At 57.0% G+C, this 18,090-nt stretch carries 20 protein-coding genes; 12 read left to right on the forward strand and 8 right to left on the reverse strand.

The window, feature by feature from the left end; translation table 11 throughout:
* Positions 1–172: 172 nt before the first annotated feature.
* The 3 genes from KSS94_RS18635 to KSS94_RS18645 form a co-directional block, all read right to left on the reverse strand.
* Positions 173–850, reverse strand: coding sequence for a hypothetical protein (locus KSS94_RS18635; protein ID WP_217839551.1), 678 nt, complete (start codon positions 848–850; stop codon positions 173–175).
* Positions 851–894: 44 nt separating this feature from the next.
* The gene (locus KSS94_RS18640; RefSeq protein WP_217839552.1) at positions 895–1,806 is read right to left on the reverse strand and encodes an EamA family transporter; all 912 of its coding nucleotides are present in this window, start codon (positions 1,804–1,806) and stop codon (positions 895–897) included.
* A 138-nt stretch (positions 1,807–1,944) separates the two neighbouring features.
* A complete protein-coding gene (locus tag KSS94_RS18645; protein ID WP_217839553.1) occupies positions 1,945–2,424 on the reverse strand; it encodes a DUF2938 domain-containing protein in 480 nt (159 codons plus the stop codon).
* A gap of 85 nt (positions 2,425–2,509) precedes the next feature.
* Between KSS94_RS18645 and KSS94_RS18650 the strand changes: the two genes are divergently transcribed.
* Positions 2,510–2,899, forward strand: coding sequence for a helix-turn-helix domain-containing protein (locus KSS94_RS18650; RefSeq protein WP_217839554.1), 390 nt, complete (start codon positions 2,510–2,512; stop codon positions 2,897–2,899).
* 117 nt (positions 2,900–3,016) lie between these two features.
* On the opposite strand, the gene KSS94_RS18655 is transcribed toward KSS94_RS18650, so the two are convergent.
* The 4 genes from KSS94_RS18655 to KSS94_RS18670 form a co-directional block, all read right to left on the reverse strand.
* Positions 3,017–4,960, reverse strand: coding sequence for a hypothetical protein (locus tag KSS94_RS18655; protein WP_217839555.1), 1,944 nt, complete (start codon positions 4,958–4,960; stop codon positions 3,017–3,019).
* Between the two features lie 21 nt (positions 4,961–4,981).
* The gene (locus KSS94_RS18660) at positions 4,982–5,407 is read right to left on the reverse strand and encodes a hypothetical protein (RefSeq protein ID WP_225935803.1); all 426 of its coding nucleotides are present in this window, start codon (positions 5,405–5,407) and stop codon (positions 4,982–4,984) included.
* Positions 5,408–5,524: 117 nt separating this feature from the next.
* Positions 5,525–6,136 carry an SH3 domain-containing protein gene (locus KSS94_RS18665; RefSeq protein WP_217839556.1) on the reverse strand — a complete coding sequence of 204 codons (612 nt, stop codon included), beginning with the start codon at positions 6,134–6,136 and terminating at the stop codon, positions 5,525–5,527.
* Position 6,137: 1 nt separating this feature from the next.
* The gene (locus tag KSS94_RS18670; protein ID WP_217839557.1) at positions 6,138–7,184 is read right to left on the reverse strand and encodes an N-acetylmuramidase family protein; all 1,047 of its coding nucleotides are present in this window, start codon (positions 7,182–7,184) and stop codon (positions 6,138–6,140) included.
* A 460-nt stretch (positions 7,185–7,644) separates the two neighbouring features.
* Between KSS94_RS18670 and KSS94_RS18675 the strand changes: the two genes are divergently transcribed.
* Complete coding sequence (locus tag KSS94_RS18675) at positions 7,645–8,940, forward strand: site-specific integrase (protein ID WP_217839558.1); 1,296 nt, start codon at positions 7,645–7,647, stop codon at positions 8,938–8,940.
* Positions 8,941–8,974: 34 nt separating this feature from the next.
* On the opposite strand, the gene KSS94_RS18680 is transcribed toward KSS94_RS18675, so the two are convergent.
* A complete protein-coding gene (locus KSS94_RS18680; protein WP_217839559.1) occupies positions 8,975–9,190 on the reverse strand; it encodes a hypothetical protein in 216 nt (71 codons plus the stop codon).
* 47 nt (positions 9,191–9,237) lie between these two features.
* Between KSS94_RS18680 and KSS94_RS18685 the strand changes: the two genes are divergently transcribed.
* From KSS94_RS18685 to KSS94_RS18730, 10 genes are all read left to right on the forward strand, one after another.
* Complete coding sequence (locus KSS94_RS18685; RefSeq protein ID WP_217839560.1) at positions 9,238–9,525, forward strand: hypothetical protein; 288 nt, start codon at positions 9,238–9,240, stop codon at positions 9,523–9,525.
* A gap of 56 nt (positions 9,526–9,581) precedes the next feature.
* The gene (locus KSS94_RS18690; protein WP_217839561.1) at positions 9,582–10,373 is read left to right on the forward strand and encodes a KilA-N domain-containing protein; all 792 of its coding nucleotides are present in this window, start codon (positions 9,582–9,584) and stop codon (positions 10,371–10,373) included.
* Positions 10,373–10,759: a hypothetical protein gene (locus tag KSS94_RS18695; RefSeq protein ID WP_217839562.1), complete on the forward strand. Its 387-nt coding sequence runs from the start codon at positions 10,373–10,375 to the stop codon at positions 10,757–10,759. Before KSS94_RS18690 ends, KSS94_RS18695 begins: the two co-directional genes overlap by 1 nt.
* Positions 10,760–11,238: 479 nt before the next feature.
* Positions 11,239–12,054, forward strand: coding sequence for a hypothetical protein (locus KSS94_RS18700; RefSeq protein ID WP_217839563.1), 816 nt, complete (start codon positions 11,239–11,241; stop codon positions 12,052–12,054).
* Positions 12,055–13,418: 1,364 nt separating this feature from the next.
* Positions 13,419–13,781: a hypothetical protein gene (locus KSS94_RS18705; RefSeq protein ID WP_217839564.1), complete on the forward strand. Its 363-nt coding sequence runs from the start codon at positions 13,419–13,421 to the stop codon at positions 13,779–13,781.
* 4 nt (positions 13,782–13,785) lie between these two features.
* Positions 13,786–14,325: a hypothetical protein gene (locus tag KSS94_RS18710; protein ID WP_217839565.1), complete on the forward strand. Its 540-nt coding sequence runs from the start codon at positions 13,786–13,788 to the stop codon at positions 14,323–14,325.
* Between the two features lie 187 nt (positions 14,326–14,512).
* Entirely contained in the window at positions 14,513–14,830 is a 318-nt protein-coding gene (locus KSS94_RS18715) for a hypothetical protein (protein ID WP_217839566.1), read from the forward strand.
* Positions 14,830–15,513, forward strand: a complete 684-nt coding sequence (locus KSS94_RS18720) for a hypothetical protein (protein WP_217839567.1) — start codon at positions 14,830–14,832, stop codon at positions 15,511–15,513. The genes KSS94_RS18715 and KSS94_RS18720 overlap by 1 nt, the downstream gene beginning before the upstream one ends.
* A 794-nt stretch (positions 15,514–16,307) precedes the next feature.
* Positions 16,308–17,018: a recombinase family protein gene (locus KSS94_RS18725; protein WP_217839568.1), complete on the forward strand. Its 711-nt coding sequence runs from the start codon at positions 16,308–16,310 to the stop codon at positions 17,016–17,018.
* 272 nt (positions 17,019–17,290) lie between these two features.
* Positions 17,291–18,022: a hypothetical protein gene (locus KSS94_RS18730; protein WP_217839569.1), complete on the forward strand. Its 732-nt coding sequence runs from the start codon at positions 17,291–17,293 to the stop codon at positions 18,020–18,022.
* The last annotated feature ends 68 nt before the right edge of the window (positions 18,023–18,090 follow it).

Below are 18,090 nucleotides of genomic sequence, written 5' to 3' on the forward strand. Positions count from 1 at the left end.
CGAGGTGATCGCACCTGGGCTACCAGGGGTTCGTCCAAAGCCTTCTGACACCTATGAATCAAACCCCCGCTCGGACGGCGCTCGGCTCATTAGGCGTCAGAAGGCTGACGCGAACAGTTAGCTGCCCCCTCCCGAGAACTCCTGGAACCCAACCCAATGGCGTGCATCACCACTACAGCTTTTTTGGCCGAGTGCCGTAATACACGAACTCATCGAAGTCTTCATGCCGGAAGGTGTCGTGGCGTTCGTAGTAGTTGTAGACCACCGAGAGCTTATGTTCGGTCAGCGTCGGCTCAGAGTCGTGCAACACTTTGCGGCCCTGCATGACCAGGAGTGCTCCCTTTTGAGCATGGATATTCCGATGCTCGACCCACTTGTCTTTCCTGCTCGGATGCGACCGCTCAACCTGCATCCGAAGCGGCGCCTCCGTATTGGTAGTCAGGAACAGCAGGACCGTTATGCCATTGGAGTCATAGTGCAGCCCCAGGGTACCCCCACCGGCCGGGTAAGCCTTGATATTCACATCAGACAACGGGTACGGCGAAACTACCGTATCGGTATGTGTGATCATGCTGACCAGAGGTACCAGCGCATGATAGACCGCTTGCAACTCTGGCAAATACCGCCGCACATCATTGCCCTTGAAAATATGATGCTTGTACTCGCCGCCCAAGTCTGAAACCGCATCGGTGCCCAGCCCAGAATGCTGCACAAGTTCTACGCCATGCTCTTGGATGACGGCCTGCACTCGACGGGCGAGCTCATCGCACATGTCATCAGGAAGCAACCCGTCGATCACAGTGGCCATGTCATAAAAATACTCGCGCCTGTATTTGTTCACATCGAACATAGCAATCTCCCTTGCCTTGAATGAACGAGTCTTGATGAGCGAAATTACAACCGCCCTTCTTGCACACCTTGCCTGCCAGCCAACTTTGCCTGTAATGCGCCTGCATTGAGGAATATCGCGATGCCGATCAAGATCAGCCCTATGGCGGCACCTTGCAGTGCGCTGAGCTCTTCGCCATAGAACACATGGGAGGCCAGCAACCCCGAAACTGGCACCAGCAAGGACAACGGTGCCACTTGGGCCGCGGTATATTTTTTCATCAGATTGTTCCAGACCAGATACCCCAGCAGCGTGGTGATATAGCTCTGGAAGGCAATGGAGAATACAGCGCCCCACGCCAGCCCTTTCGCCAGCCCGGCAAAGGGCTCGAAGCCTTGAGTCATAAGCGTCAGCACCAGTATCGCCGGCACTGAGAACAAGCTCGACCAGATAATGAACGCCATCATTTCAGCGGGTTTGCGAAGCTTCACCAACAAGTTGCAAAGCGACCAAGCCAGGGCAGCCACCAGTACGAGGAAAATGCCAAATGAAGTAGAGGCCTCGTCGTTGAACAGCAAAATCAACATCAAGCCGCCCAGTGCAAAAAGTACCCCACATACATGCACCGGGGTAATGCGCTCCCCGAGCACCAGCGCTCCCCAGCCGATGGTGAAGAACGCGCTGAACTGCAGGAACACCGAAGACATGCCCGGTGAAAGCCCCTTGTACATGGCAAAGTTGACCATCCACCACAACCCCGCACCGAACAGAGTGCCGTATACACCCAGCACCCAATATGAAATGCCAGCCGGCCGCCTGACAAAAAATACCAATGGGAATGCGCAGAACGTGAACCGCAACAATGTCAGCAGGTAGGGGTCGAGCGATTCCAACCCCAGCTCGATAACTGAAAAGTTACACCCCCAAAGGACCGTCACCATAACGCCGAAAAACAGATCTCGCCGATTCATGCTCATGATGCCTCTCCAGACTGGTTGCGAGTCGTCACGGTAGCGACATCGTTCATCGGTAGATATCAGCTGCGTCCGGCATTAACGTACGACCGATCTGCAATTTTGAAGGTGAAATAAACACGGCAATAAACACCGCCCTGCTCAAAGGTTGGCAAGCAGATTTGCAGCCAGATACAACCCCACCCCAAACACCCCATGCGTCCCCAGGCTACGCAAACAGCTCATAAAAGGCCGCGGCGTCCTCGCAGCAAAATACCCCGCCCCCAACGCTGGCTGAATCACACACAGCGGCACCAGTACCGTCACCACGCCAAACAGCAACGCCGGCCCCAGCGTGGGCGCATGCAACCAGCCCTGCCCTGCCAACCCCACCAGCAACGCGGCAAACAGCAGCCCGGTGGCGTAATGCAGCAACCAACCCCAGGCCAGCTCACCGGGTATCGGCGGCGCCTTGCCGATGGCTGCGTGCCGCCATTGGGCGTGGAACAGATGCCCGGCCCAGCGGCCGATCATGGCGTAGTTCAGGGTGGCGATGCCCATGCGGCGCAACAGCAGCGTCCACAGGTCCATCAGCAAGGTGGCGCCGATACCGGTCAGCAGGATGTGCAAGGTGATGTTCATGGCCAAGGCCCTCGGCAGGTTGACGGAAAAGGTCTGTGCCGAGCAGCATGCAAGTTGAAGTCGACTTCAAGTCAAGGGAGCCAGAATGGACATTGCCGATGTGGCCCGACGCACCGGGGTGCCGGCGTCAACGCTGCGTTTCTACGCCAACAAGGGCCTGCTGCGCACGCTGTCCGGGCGTGGGGCGCGGCGGCAATTCCCCGCCGATACGCCGGAGCGCCTGGCACTGATTGCCCTGGGGCAGGCGGCGGGGTTTTCGTTGGATGAGGTGGGGGCGATGCTGGTGGAGCAGCAGGTGGACCGCGAGATGCTGCTGGCCAAGGCCGATGAGCTGGACCGGCGGGTCAAGCGCTTGCAGGCGATGAGCAAGGGGTTGCGCCATGCGGCGGTGTGCCCGCAGCAGGATCATCTGGATTGCCCGACCTTCAGGCGTTTGATGCAGGTGGCGGGGCGCGGCAGGTCGGCGAATAGCTGAAAGCAGTGCCTGACAGGACAGGCCCTATCGCCGGCAAGCCGGCTCCTACAGGGGAGCGCGATCAACTGTAGGAGCCGGCTTGCCGGCGATGACTGCGCGCAGGCACCACAACAGCAGTCAGTACCCGTGCAACTCCCGGAACGGCTGCCCTTTGTGGTAGTCGATCCACTCCTGCACGTTATACGGCAGGTACAACTGCCGTCGCGCCCGGGACAGGGCGATATACACCGCGCAAATACGTGCATCGAAGGCGTAGGCATCGCGAAACGGCTGGGTGCTCATCAGCTCCGGGGTCAGCAGCACCTGATCGAACTCAAGGCCCCCGGCCTCCTGCGCCATCATCAGCGTGAGGCTGGCGCGAGTGTCGGTGACCCGTGCATCCAGGCTGGTCAGGTCAGCGAACTTGTAGCCGGCCTGCAGCCGCGCCTCGACCCACAGGAACGACTCGTCGAAGCGTTCGGACTCGCGCACCTGCTGCCAATCAGGCAAGTGGGCAAAGTACGGGTGGGCATCTGCTGCATCCTGGCCGCTGGCGTAGAACGCCGCACGGAACAGCCCCACCGCGCTGGCCATGAAGCGGCGCATGTCGGGCCAGTCGGGGAATGCCAGCAGGCAGTGGCCCTCGGCCAGTTCCATGGCCCAGCGCATGGTGTCCCAGCGCGAGGCGGTGAGTACCACGCAGCCTTCGGGCGGCACGAAGCCCTGGGGATAATGCTCGATGCCCACATCGACACTGCGCGCCGCCTCGAACTGCACCTTGGACTTGCGCGAATGCATGCCGATCAGCGGGTTGATCAGGCGCTCGACCTTGGGCCCGGAACGCACGGCAAAAGTCATGTCCTTGTGCCGCACCTGGCGCTCGCGGCGCACCACCTCGCCGGTGGCCTTCTGGTATTCGTCGCCCAGGGTGATCAGCACCTGGCGGCCGCGCTCGATGATCTGCAGCAGCGAGGCCGGGGCGTCCTGGCTCTCGTCGATGATCACGTGGCTGAAACGCCCGGGCACGCTGCAACCGGCAAGGCTGGCACGCTTGATCAGCAGCAGCGCCTCGAAGCCGGTCTGCGCACCCCAGGCCGGGTTGGCCTCCAGGTAGCGCCACAGCCGGCTGGCGTACTCGAGCAGCGCCTGGGCATCCACCCCGCTCAGGGCCTGACGGAAGAACGGCAAGTGACGGTTGGCCAGGCTGTAGTCGCGGCTCTCGCAGTAGCTTTGCAGCACCTCCAGGCAGATCTCCAGGGCGTGCTCGGCGTCGTACTGGCGCAAGCCCAGGATCCCCAGCTCCTCGGCCAGCTTGCGCTTGCCCGGCACCGGCGTGCGGCTGTTGGCCGGGCGGGCATCCTTGAGCAGCACGCGGGCGAACTGGCCAAAGGTGGTGCCGACCTTGGCCTGGGCATCCAGGCCCATGCGCTGGCGCAGCGCGCCGAGCTTGGCCGGGGTGCGCGCCAGTGCCAGCACCCGGCCGCCGGGCAGGCAGTCCATCAGCGCGCCGAGCAGGTAGCTCTTGCCAATACCGGCATAGCCCTGCACGTGGATGTCTTCGTCGAGGTTGGCGCGGATAACCTTCAGCAGCTTGTCCTGCTCGACGGTGAGCCAGCGTTCCTTGTCAAAACCTGTGACTACCTGCTGGCTGAACGGGTTGTCACCCTGCTGGCGGCGAATGCGGAACTCAAAGTCCCACTTGCCATCGGCCAGCAGGTACTCGCGGGCAGCCACTTCTTCAGCATCCAGCAGGCGCAGCTTGGAGCCTTTGATCACCTCAAGGCCGAAGTACAGCTTGCGTGCATCGAACAGCCGGCGCGCTTCCGACAGCAGCCCCACCCCAGGCGAATGAGCACCGTCAACGGCCCAGGCCAACAGCTTGCCAAGCACCTTTTCTGCACCGCGCACATCCAGCTGGCCCTGGCTCTGGGCCAGGTTCTGGATCACCAGCAGCGCCGCCAGTTCCGGCTCGCTCAGCGCGTCCAGCGCAGGCGCGCCTTCGGCCTCGAGCAGGCCTTGGCACACCTCGAGGGTGATCGGCAAAAAGACCGGGCGGGAAAAGTCGAAGTGTTCAGGCTGCATGTGGGCTCAAGGTACAAAGGTTCATTCAGGGTTGGCTGGTGGCTCGCCTATCGCCAGTTCAAAGCGGTAGGCGCCCAGCGAACCGGCCATGTCGCCGGCGTGACGGCCGTCGGTTTCAGGCTCGTCGAGCACGCCGTCCAGTTCGTGCAGGGCCAGCTCCAGCAGCTTGCGCAAGTCGCGGCGGTTGGCCGCAGACACGCTCAGTTGCAGTTCAAGCGCGGCAACCGCAGGGGCCGGTGCTGGCGGCACGGCTTCGGCGAGAATCTGCTCGTGCTCGTCTTCCATCTGGTCGAGCACCCGCGACAGCTCCAGTACCCGCTCGGGCTGGCTGGCCATCTGGTCCTTGATTTCCAGGCGGCGCGCCTGCCATTCACGGATTTTTTGACGGGTAAGCTCGTCGACGTGTTCCACGGTCGCTATCTCCTGGCCGAACGGACGGGTGCGCATGATAAGGCGCCACGCGGGATCGTGCTGGAATTAAAACCCTGGGAGGACGAGAGGGAAAGAGGCGGGAGTGTAAGAAAAGTCGACGGGGCCGTGAATCGGCCCCGAAACCGCGCAGGCTCAGCCCTGTGGCGGCACCAACTTGGCGAACTGATCGGCGCGGATCCAACCCTTGAACGAGCGATCATCACCATTGACGTACTCCACCCGGGCCCAGCCATCCTTGTACTCGAGCACACCGACCACATCGTTCTTGATGATGTAGGGGCGTTTGCCGGCTTTGCTGCCCGGGGCCTTGAGCAGGTACGCCTTGTCGGCAGCAATGCTCACCAGGCCGATCCAGGGCCGGGTGTCGATGCGCTGCAGCGGCAGCCCTTTGGCGATCATCGGCCCCAGCACACTCGAACAGCCGGGGTGTTCATCGCCACGCGCCACGGTCAGCACCACGCCTTTATCGGACGCCGCAATGCTGCCGGGCAGCGCCTCTGTGCGCCAGGTGGTGACCGGCGCGGGCGACGGGCCATCGATCGCCCCCTGGAGGTAGAAGGTGCAACGCCGGCTCACGCCTTCGCCCAGTTCTTCGAGGTAATAGCCCTGGACCTGGTGGTCCGGGGTCACTGCCAGCATCATCGCATCGTAGCGGCCAGGCTTGATGGCACTGCCGGCGGCAAACAGCGGCGTCGCCGCCAGTGCACCCAGCGCCAGCAGGCCTGCACAAAGAATCCGGTTCATATCAGCGCTTCCCTTCCAGTTTTTCGTAGGCTTGCTTGATCAGCACGTCATAGTTGCCGTAGTCATCGCCATTGTAACTTTGCGCCATGCCGGCGTAGTTCTTGGCCTTGGCCGCGGGGATGAACGCAGGGGTTTTCCTGCAGTAATTCAAAAACGCCTCGAGTTGCTTGCTGGCATTGATTTTCATCGCAGCGACAAACTCGAACACGTTCTTGTGACCGCACTTCCCATAGTTGATCCCGAGGGTCTGGAACATGCCGTAGGACGCCGATTGCAACGCCGCGTCCTGGTCCAGGGCAAAGGCGGTGGCCAGGGTTTCCCAGGCTTTGTCCTGGTCCTTGTTGTTGTGCTGCCACTGCGGGCCGGCCTTTTTCTTGTAGCGGTACGACAGCAGCGGGTGGGTCTGGTCGTACTTGCCATTGGTCAGGCGCTGGAACCAGTGCCCTTCAAAGGCAATGATCGGCAGGCCATTTGGCGCAAAGCCGGAGCGGCCACCGGACTCCACCTGGGCAAAGGCCTTGATAAGGGTGGCCGGGATGCCATCGCCCAACTGGGTGGCGGCGTACTGGTAATCGGCGTCACTCAGGGTGGTGCCGCCATCGCAGGTGGATTTGAGCGCCTGCTCGCGGTTGCGCCGCTCGGCCTCGATGATCGCCCTGGCGCGCGCCAGGTAGTTGTTGACCGTGGCCTGGATCATGTCCGGGCCCTTGTTGCTGAAGGCATTGAAGAAGGTCGGCAGGCGCAGCGTGGGGTGCTGCTTGACCGGCACGCGCAGGGCCTCTTCGATCAGGCTGTTGAAGGTGCGCCCGCCCGGGTCGACCACCCCGTCGGGGTGCGCGTACTTCAGGTGGCGGAACTGGTATTGGGTGATGCACTGCACCAGTTGGTTGTCACACCGGCCGTTTTCCTGCAATGGCAGCCCCAGCCGTGGAATGATCAGGTTGAACAAATACTGGATGCACTGAACATCGGCAGGCACATTGCGGGCCTTGCCCGGCGAGCCTACCGAAGCCGAGATAAGCTTGGGCAACCCTTTCAGGTTTTTCATTGCGTACATCCTTGTTAGTTGATGCAGCGATATCAATTTGATATCAATCCATTGCCGTTTTCATATTTTGAAACATATGGCGGACGGAAACTAACAAGGTGATTTTGAGTTGTCCAGAGATGGACTTTGAAGTTGTGAAGCAGATACGCGAAGACACGCAGGAAGCGTGGGCGGCGGCTGGGAGGCAGGTATCAGCAGAGGCGGACCGTGGGCCCAAAATGGAGGCGGCCCCACCAGCCACACCCCGGCACTCGATGTTCCCGCTATGGCTGCTCCCTTCCGGGCCTGACCAGGTAGCAAGCGAGCTTGCACGGGAATCAATGCAGGCCTTATGGGGCAAGGGTTTCAGGCTGATGGGGCAGTACCATATCTACCCGTTCAGGCACTCAGCATGGGCGCTCAAAGCTTGGGGTGTGGCTGGCACTGTCACACTTTGCTGTCACACTTTGGTGTCACACCCATGGCCTACATCATCAGGCGCGAAGCCGTCTATTACCTGAATCTCAAGCTGCCCAAGCACCTCTTCCCGAGGTGTCACACTTTGCGTCTGAGCCTAAACATCAGGCACCGGCAGAGCGCCCTGTTCATTGCCGCATCCATTGCTCAACGCCTGCATAGCCACCTGAGCGAACACCCTCTTGAAGACCTCAGGACGCTACGAGCGCTGTGCTCACAGTGGCGGGACGTTACCCCCCAACCTGCTGTCCAGAGCTCCCCTCGGAAGCCTACAGAGCCTGCTGCAATCACGAGAGCTGACGGCCCTACCCTCGCCTCTCTGTCGAAGCTCTATATAGAGGAAGGCAAACGGGGTGGTACATGGCGGCAGGGCAGCGTCGAGGAGGTGGAGCGTGCATTGTCCGATCTGTTCGAGCTGATGGGCGATATGCCCTCTGAAGCCTTCGACGTACAGCAAGCCCGACTGCTGAAAGAACGACTCAGCCGCTGCCCCCAGTACTTCGGCTTACGGCCAGAGTTCAAAGGAAAGACTTTGAAGCAGGTAGTGGAGTCGGGCAGCACGTACAAAACCATCACCGCCGTCACCGTGAACAACCGGCTGCGGAAGCTCACCGCCTTCATGAACTGGTGCAAGACGAACGGGTACATGACCGACAACCCACTTGCAGGGATGAAGGTGATGGCTGGATCAGCGAAAGAAGCACGGCTGTCGTTCGACCGTACCGACCTCGTGGTACTGCTCAACAAAGAGAATCTACGGCAGGAAGCCCGCAAGCACCCTTGGCGATACTGGTTGCCATTCTTGGGACGAGCCACTGGCTGTCGGCTGGAAGAATTATGCCAACTGCGGGTGGATGACTTTATCGAACAGCAAGGCATCCAGTGCATCCGCATTGATGACAGCCGTGAAGGCCAGAACCTCAAGAATGCCAGCAGCCGTCGTGTGCTCCCCCTGCACCCTGCCCTTATTGATCTTGGTCTGCTCACGTACGTCGAGTCAGTAAGAGCGACTGGATCTGATCGCCTGTTCCTCGAACTAGAAGCGGTGCGAGGGAAGCTGGGCCATGCCCCCTCGAAGTGGTTTGGGCGTTACAAGCTGAAGCACAGCATCACCGACCCAAGGAAGACGTTCCACAGCTTCCGTCACACACTGATTGATGACCTGCGTGATGCGGGGGTGCAAGACTCGCTCATCAAGCGGATCGCTGGCCATGAGGATGGGGCAGTGACGTTCAGCATCTACGGCAGTCGCAGCCCCCTTAAGGCAATGCTGGAAGCGTTAACGCAAATCGAGCTGTAGCCCTCACCCCACAGCAGGACCTCAACGCTTGGCGTCAGTGGCGAGTTTGCCGCTGATGGCCGAGGGCATCGAGCTGGTAGTCGGTCACTGTCTGGAACAACGAGTCAGCTAGAAATCGTAGCCGCTCGATCTCATCAGCCGGCTTACGTGCATCCACCGCTTGCTGGTAAAGCCGACGGGCATCAATGGCCTGTTGGATCAACTGCTCGCCAGCGAGCGTTATGCCCTCTAGGGTCCGTTTCGTTTCCATCTGCCTCACCTCGCCAGATACACAGTATATGCCCTGTCGCCCCATCCATGATGGTTCACGCCTGTTCCTACTCCCCAGGCTACGGCAAGGAATCTGACGTACGAGCAAGCGTTGCCTACACGCAGCGTATCAACCGTGAGTGGGTCAAGCGTACATACGCCGGCTTCCTTACTGATGATGAGTTCGAGCAGATTCTCGACAACGGCAAGGACTTGTACTTCTACGCAGACGATCTGCGGGAACGCTTGCCTCGATACGCTGAGTATCGGGAAGAGCGGGAACGCGAAGAGTTCGAAGAGATGCAGCGTTACTTCGCTGAACAGGACGCTGCGTAAGCAGCTGGAATAGGGCCCACAGGGTGGGCCCTTATTACGCCCAGGAGGGCAATGGATTGAGTAAAGTTGTAAAGCTGGACGATCACCGAGACAACGCAGTCGTGATCGACGGCGTGGTGATCCGACAGGACGAAGAGGGGCGATACTGCCTGAACGACTTCCACCGGGCTGCCGGTGGGGAGGAACGCCATTCCCCGAATCGGTGGAAGCGTAACGGCGGGTCGGCAGAGCTGGTGGAAGAGTTAGAGCGCCAAAACTGGCGTTCAAAAGCAGTCGAGGTCCGCAGGGGCCGAGCTGGTGGCGTCTACGCCGCGAAGGAGCTGGTCTACGCCTACGCCATGTGGGTAAGCCCCTCGTACAACCTGAAGGTGATCCGTGCCTACGACAGGCTGGCCACCCAGGGTGTCGCGGTGCACGACAACGCTGCCGAGGATCTGCTGGCCAACCCGCTGAAGTACATCCAGGCGCTGATGGGCCAAGCCCAGACGCTGGTGGATGAGAACTCGAAGCTGAACCTGAAGATCGTTCGAGACAAACCGAAGGTTGAGTTCCATGACGCTGTGAAGGCTTCAGAGAAGTGCCGCACCATGCTGGAAGTTGCAAACAAGTACGGCATTGGTCGAACCAAGCTCTTCAACTTCCTGCGAGAGAACGAAGTTCTGCGTACTGCCGAGTTTAGCCCGCCGTATCAGCGCTTCATTGATTCAGGCCACTTCGAAGTAGACCCAAGGTTCTTCAAGAAGAACGGCAAGTTTGTGCACTACACCCAGACCATGGTAACTGGCAAGGGTGAAATCTACATCGGCAAGCTGCTGCGTAAAGCTGGGCTAGTAGGGACTGGTGAATAATGGAAGAAGCAGTAATCGACGTAGAGCGAGAACGCTGCATGTTCTCTGAGGGCGAAGTGTATCTGCCCTCCTGGGCAGACAAAGCCCTGAATGGCAAGGTCGAGCTTTACGCTCAGCTCTCTACCAAGGACGGCAGGAAGTTCGGCAATGCCCTGGTAGTCCGTGTCTACACGGAAGACCAACTGCCATCATTCTTGAGAGGTAACGGCTCAATCTATGAAGTCGTAACAGACTTCGGCCATTTCCTGCGGCTCAACGATGAAGAGCTAGAGGAAGACTTTCATCCTCCGCAATACAGGATGAAGAAGCTCCAGGTAAAGCTACGCCTTGAGTACATCCGCAACTACGCGAACATCGAGCGAGGGGTGGTCAATGCTCTCCGATGAACTGGCTAAGGCCTTAGCCGGGACGGCTACCCCTGTGCTTCTCCAGGCAGACGATGAGGGAAACTCGTACAGCTACGCCAGTGGGGTGGGTACTTTTCAGGTCACGAGGGGACCTGCATACCAAGGATATAGTGCAGCATGGACCATGCGGCAACTATCGCCTGTTACCTCACGAAAAATCTGAGTTCGAAGGATTTAATGCAGCATGAACCATGCTGTAACTATCTGCAACCTAGAAACTGCGCAGTAAAATTCACACTTAAGCGGGTTGACTTCTGGAAGCTTCCGGTTAAGATCCCGCCCAGCCAGGATCACTGGCCCCGCAGCACCCCTGCTCTCCAGACCACCACTTCCTCGCTTGTTCAAGCCACTAGGCCACTGAGCAGAGCGGGTTTCGTGTTGCCTAAGAAAAGGTCTACAGCTCTCCCAACAGACAATAGGAGGACTACGGACAAACTTACAAGTAGCCAAGGATAACCATGAAGAACTCCAGCACCACCCCAGCAACTCCGTCCACCCCCGCTGAATACAAAGTCATAGAGCTTCGCAGAGAGGGAATGATCCTCGCTAAGATTATGGATGAAACTGGCGTTTCTGAACGTCGCGTCAGGGCCCTAACAAAGGGTATCCAAAAGGGCAAGAAGCCCTCAGCGAAGATTTCCAAGATCCCTACTGCACTCACCAAGGCCACAGATAGAGCATTTGAGCTTGCCGTCACCGGGCACGGCATCCGGGACTACGAGCTGCGAAATATCTTACACGAAGAATATGGCTGTAGCTGGGACACCTCAACAGGAAGATATAAGAGCAACTATACGGACGACACCCTATACCGAGTGAAACAGAAGGTTAGGCAACAAGCCAATAACGAGAATCGTACAGCCATCTTCACAATGGACTGGATTGATGAAACCGCTCCTCGCTCAAGCAGCGAACTCCTAATAAGTGCCGCTACAGATATTCAGAGTAGGATTAACGAGTGGGTGAACGAGTACATGACATTACACGGAACTCGGCAGGCGGACAAAGATGGGAGTACTGAACTGGCACGCAAGAAGCAGCTATATGCAGTCGAGCAGCATCTAGTTAAGTTGGCGATCAAAGGCTACGGGAACGAGCCAGTGGAAAAACTACTAGAACGAACTGTAAATCTTGTTGGGAAGCTTGAGCGGAATCCAGATTTAGCGTATGCCGAATCGACCGAAACGAAAGCAGACCGGCCTAGCTACTACCCTGAACCTTCAGGGCTCGACCACTTCCTTGATTACGCCGAGAGCCAAGGCTGGCTAATATAACCCAGGCCCAATCACGAATCATTCTCATCTGTCCGAAAACGGGAATATTGCGCGTACCATATTACTAGGGTGCACTAATTTCCGGACAGATGCATTCAAGGGTAACGTTCAGTAAATCGTGGCGTATACGCCACAGCGGAGAGCCTGTGCCTGAGGCACGGATAGCACCTCTATGTAGCAGAGAGAAGAGACGGGGCAAGAAAGCCCCTCTCTGCTCTTGATCTTGAGCTTGCTGAGGAATGTAGACGTTATGCAACGTGACGGCACGTCACCATATATCTGCTAGGTGAAAGGAGAAGCGTTGGGGGCCTTCCTGCCCCTGCCCCCTTCTTAGGACTTTGCCATGAGGCAAGGATAGAACTCTATGAAGTTGGAAGGAGCAAGGGGGAGCAGAGCCCCTTCCCACTCTTCATCTTGCTGTGCAGAGTCACGCTGTGGCCTCAGCCACAATTGGCCTTCACTAAGAGGCCTTTCCCTCACCACCTTAGAAATGAGAGCCGACAGAAGCATTAGCAACTCTATAGAGCTGGCACGGAGGTGTGCACCACCCCCTGCTCCAAATAGACTTTACTTGTGCACCAGACTTAATTTTACCCAGGTGACGCAGACGTCACAGGCGCCCTTAGCAGACAATGCTGACTACAGGGCTACACCAGACTAAAGGGTAACCCTACCCAACCACCAGACTAGGCACGCAACTAACCAAAGAGGAGTCAGCTAACACATCTTTCAAAATAGTGCAACTTTTATTGCATGAATGTATTGACAAATACAACTTTTGTGGTATACTCCACACATTGAATCGAGCACTTTCTGCAAGGTTCTTTCTCCCCTTTCTCACTCCTGCCAAGGCACGTCATTTCCTGCCTCTAGTGCGAAGCTCGTTTCCGATCCGAGACCAAATGATCGGTATTTAAAGAAGCGTGAAGACAGTTGCCAGGTTGGCCCAGGGTTCAACTTACCTGTGCCTCAATGTCGTGCCCAGGCCAGGGGCTGCAACGAGATTGGCCACCTCTCCAAACATCTCCCTGCAACGGGGTGATACCTGCACTTGCTAACCCAAGTGCTCTATCAGTAACACTAGAACCCTAAGTCCAGCCTCCAACAAGGGGGTATCTCGGCCTTAACAAATACAACTCCAACCTAAGGCACCTCTATGAGCCACCGCCACCCACTGCGTAGACACACCTGTGAGTCTTGCAGTCGAAACTTCTTCAGCCGCTCTTCACGATCGAGGTTCTGCTCTGTTCAGTGCCAAGTTCGAGTCTGGAGGGCTAACAACAAGTTCACTCAAGAAGAGCTAGAGAACCAGCATTCCGAGCAAGAGCTACAGAAGAGTCAACACCCCCAGCAAGAGACAAACCATGAGTAGTCCTATCTATCTTGAAGTGGACAAGAATAACGGTGCGATCCTTTCGTACTTTCTTGACCTTCCTACCACTCCATCCGCCACTGTCAACTACGTTCCTGCAACCAAGGCAGAACTGGCTTACCTTAATGGACTGGAGAACTCCATTCTCCCTCCAGGCATGGTTGTTACCCTAGACGACCTAGAAACACATAGGGCACGGGTGAAAGCAGCCAAGCAGGCTGAAACCCTAGCTCGCCAAAAACCCAAAGAAAGCGACAAGACCGCTTCAGCCACCACCCCCAGAGCAAGTAATGCAGACGCTAAGGCGAGCCTAGTTAACGCCTTGCGCAAGCACCGTTCAAGTAATCGAGCATAAGCCAGTGAGCGACAAAAACCACACATATGGAACGTCAGTTGTAGAGTTCTTCAAGCATGACGACGCCGAGCTACAGAAACTAATCAAAGAGAAAGAAATCTCTTACTTTCGTCACAGTGAGTCACCTGCCTACCCACAGCTAGGCGTGAACGTTGATTGGTTTAGCGACAAGCCATTGCACCTAGCCTTGACTGAACTAACTAGTTGGCTTCTGAAGGGATATACAATTGCAACAGCTATCTCCCAACCTCTTTACCTGAAAATCCAGTTAAGGAAGCCCACGACTATCACCGAGGCTGATCTAAAACAGCTGGTAGTGGAAGCAAAGGCTGATTACGCCCAACAACGCTACGATCGAAACATCACTGAAACTCAGCGTCAAATAGAGTTCACCGTTGTTCGCAAGCGGCGTGAAGCTGAAGCCGAGGCAGCAAGAACCACAGAGGATCTGCTGGAATCGGTTCGCAAAGATGCACTTGCTGACCTAATTGAAGCTTACAAAAAACCGCCCAAAGTCAAGAAAGCAGTGGAGACCCCGGAATGAACGACCAACCTAAGGTGCTAGGGGTCACTTTCAACGCAGCCGACTTCCACACGCTATGCCACTACGCACGAAAGCATAATAAGCCCACCCGTGAGTTCATTGAGTGGGCTATGCGATGCTATATAAACGCTATGCGGCAAGAAGAACAAGCAAAGGCGAGTTAACCGCCCGCCCTCAAGGAAACCAAATGCCATTTGGACTTCAAACTTTCGACTCTAACGGTGTGCTGATGCTGGACGCCACACATCGCATAGGCAGAATCGTCACCTCGTTTGAAAGCGGTGCCACTAACTCATCTCGTACTGTTCCTGAGCTTCAAGATGCTGGCACACCTTTCTTCCAGATCACCACCAATGCCGATTACTTCGCTGAGTACTTTGCGTACCCGGACGTCACCATCACTGATACGACAGTCTCCTGGGCGTTCCTGGACTATCAGATCCCCATTTCACCGTTTGGACCAGCCCCACGGCGCAGCGTCGTCATTAATGTAGGTGTGTACTGATGCAAGCCGGATTCACGCTATTCATGGATGACGGCATCATGCAGATCGACTCGAACTTCAAGACAGTCGCTCCAGCATTTAGGCTGACGTACGCCGGACCTTACACCAGCAGCAACACTGCTTTCGTTGGGACGTGGTATCACTTCACGGTCACCATCCCCCTCGAAACGAAGTACCTGTTCTTCGCATCACCCGTTGAGCGAAGCATCGCCCTTATCAAGAAGGCCGGCACCTCTCACACCTTCGTGACGAGTACCCCAGGAGCGATAGAAATCTACGGATTCAAGGACTCCCCAGCTCAAGATTCTGGCAGCGGGTCCGGGCTACAGCTCTTCGACGAGAATGGCGTCCTCACGTTCGACTCCGAAAGCAACTTCATGAAGGTGGCCGATGCCTTCACCGTCCCAACGAGCGGGCTGGCTATCAAGCCCTGGCCAGATCCCACCCGCAATTACGCAATAGGACTGGGTGTCTACGCCAAATGCTGGCGCGGAGCAATGCAGGCGGGCTTACCCTGGGGCGTCCTAATGAGTTACGCCATTCGCGTGGGCCCCTCAGCTGGTGGCGGGGGCTTCACCGGAATTTCATCCCGACTTTGGGGAGGTGGCGGAGATGCTCCACCTGGAAACACACCACAAGCCGCTCCACCTACAGCAATGATCGTGGATGTCACTGGGCTTTGACCCACAGTACCTCTTCGTGGCGGCGCCGATGAGCACCATGCGAAAACGTCAACCAACAGGCTTGACACATCCGAGCCTTAATGAATACTCTGGGATACGGCTGTAACTGCCGCCCTCGCGAATCCCGTAAGTCCCGTAAGTCCCGTAAGTCCCGTAAGTCCCGTAAGGAATGATGAGGCTCCCTCCCTCTAGCCTCAAGTTATTGCTGTATCCAGCATAACTAGCAAGAAAGTAATTCAGTAAGTCACGCTCGGTAGATCAGATGCCTCGCTTTACAAGCCGGGTAGCGCTCTATCGCCCTATTTTCACGGTCTTCAGCATAACGGCATTAAGCTAGATGCCCTTCACGTGCAGAGCCGGAAAATTAGCCAACCTACAAGGATTACCTAATGGCGCTTTCCCGCGAGGTCAAATTTTCCATGCTAATTGACACCGCTCTTAGCAACAGTCGAGAGAAACTAACCCCCTGGGAAATTAAGTTTCTGGATAGCTTACGCTACTCGTACAGGAAGTACTCGATGCTAACTGTTAACCAGAAAACAAGAGTTACACCGATTCTTAAGCGACTTGGGCTAATTCCCCCTTCTCCTAGTCTGGACCTCAAAACCCGAAACTAGCTATAAACCGGCTTTGCTTCCGACTTGCAGGCCTACTCGGCAGGAATTGGCGAGAAGCAAAGCCCTCCACGGAGCCAAGAGGCGCACCAAAACTACAAGCGACACCGTAACACTTTGTAGACGTTCGTCAGCGATATGTTAAAATTGGCACACCCCAGATGATGAGTCGAGGAAGCGATGCAGGTAGTGGCCTACGCAAGGATGAGTACAGACGATCAGTGCTTGTCAGTCGGTGGTCAGTTCGCCGCCGTCAAAATCGCAGCCGAGACGCACGGTTGGGAGATTGTCGCTCAGTTCACTGATGAGGGCGTATCAGGCGCCATCGACCCTCAGGATCGCCCGCAGTGCCGCCTAGCACTCGCAATGGCGAAAGGCCTGAACTGTCCAGTTGTCGTGCACCGGATCGACCGCCTCACACGGGATCACGCCCACTTCGTAACCTTGCAGAAGAAATACACCTTTATCGAAGCAGAGGATGTTCATAGCAGTGGTCTGCTGCGAAACATCAAGTCGCTACTTGCCGAGGAAGAGCTGCTGAAGATCCGTGCTCGTACGAAGGCTGGACTGGCTGAGTTGAAGAACCTTGCCGCCAATGGTGATACCGCTGCCCGAGAGAAGATCGCCCGCCGTGATGCAGGTCGTGCGAAGGCGTGGGCAGTTGGCAATGGTGCCGCCGTGATAGCAAAGAAAATTAATGCAGACACCAGGGCAGACGCTATCGCTCACCATATCAAGGCCTGCCTGTACGATGGCTGCTCCTCGCTTGCCGCTATCGCTCAATGCCTTAATTCAAAGGGCGTGACGACGGCACGGGGTAGTGCATTTCGACCCATGACGGTATCCCGCCTGATGGCCCGCCTCGGGTTATCCTTCGCCACCGGCGACTGACTGCGCCTGCAAGCTCATAGGAAGCAGTTTTAGCTACGCTACCGAATACCTCAATACAGCTTCGATATTTTGATTTCATGGCCGCCAGGGGCACCTACGGGAGCCAGACGCCTTAAACACCGACCCACATCCGACTCGTTCCGACCCGCCTCCAACGATATTTGCTCTTCGATCCACCGATGATCTTCGGCATCAGCTACTGGTCGGTTTAGAAGGTTGCAGGTATCTGCCAATATGGTGGTGGCACACCTACTGACAGTAATGGACTTCTGATGACCGAAAACCCTGAATGGACACCCACCATAGCCGACGCCTATGCCAATAGTTACGGCGAAGTGGCGCAAAACTTCCTTTCGCTGGTGGTTGAGCCGTCGCTAACGGCCCTGAAACAGAAGGATGCCGAAATCGCCGCTCAAGAAGACCAGATTCTCACTGCCTTCCGTCGCCGTGACCATCAACACCTGATCGCCAAGACAAGCATGGCGCTCTGCCTTGGCATCCAATCACTGTGGGAACAGCAACTGCGCGACTATCTCTGCAAATGCTGGACACAGGTGAAGCACCCTACCGCCGATGCGGACGACATCCGAGACGCCATCTGGGACAGCAACAAGAAGGACCACTCGCTTAAACAGCTCTTCTGCGAAATACGCGGTTTATCACTCGAAAACTTCCAGTCCTACAACCGGCTCGACAAGCTACAACTGCTGGGAAATGCTTGTCGCCATGGAGAGGGGGCGTCAGCGAAGAAGCTCAGAAGAAAGTACCCCGAGCTTTGGTCGAGAACATTATCTGAGTGCGAGCAACTCGGAGCGGTGGAGGAAGGGTTGATGCCTGTGGATGGCATGCTAATCACCACAGCGCTGTTACGCGACCTCGTAAAGGCTGTGGTGTTGTTCTGGCTGGATATTCGGATTGCTTGCTCCGAACGAACGCCCCCCGAGGACGATTCGATGAACGATAACGTGGCAAGACTGGAAGCCTTGAGGCCCGCCCTGCTGTGACGCAGCCGACAACTAGGTTGGGCATAACCGTGTTGTGTCCACCCTCAACAGCTATCGTTCCCGCACGG

It is taken from the genome of Pseudomonas fakonensis (genome assembly GCF_019139895.1).
Lineage (GTDB): Bacteria > Pseudomonadota > Gammaproteobacteria > Pseudomonadales > Pseudomonadaceae > Aquipseudomonas > Aquipseudomonas fakonensis.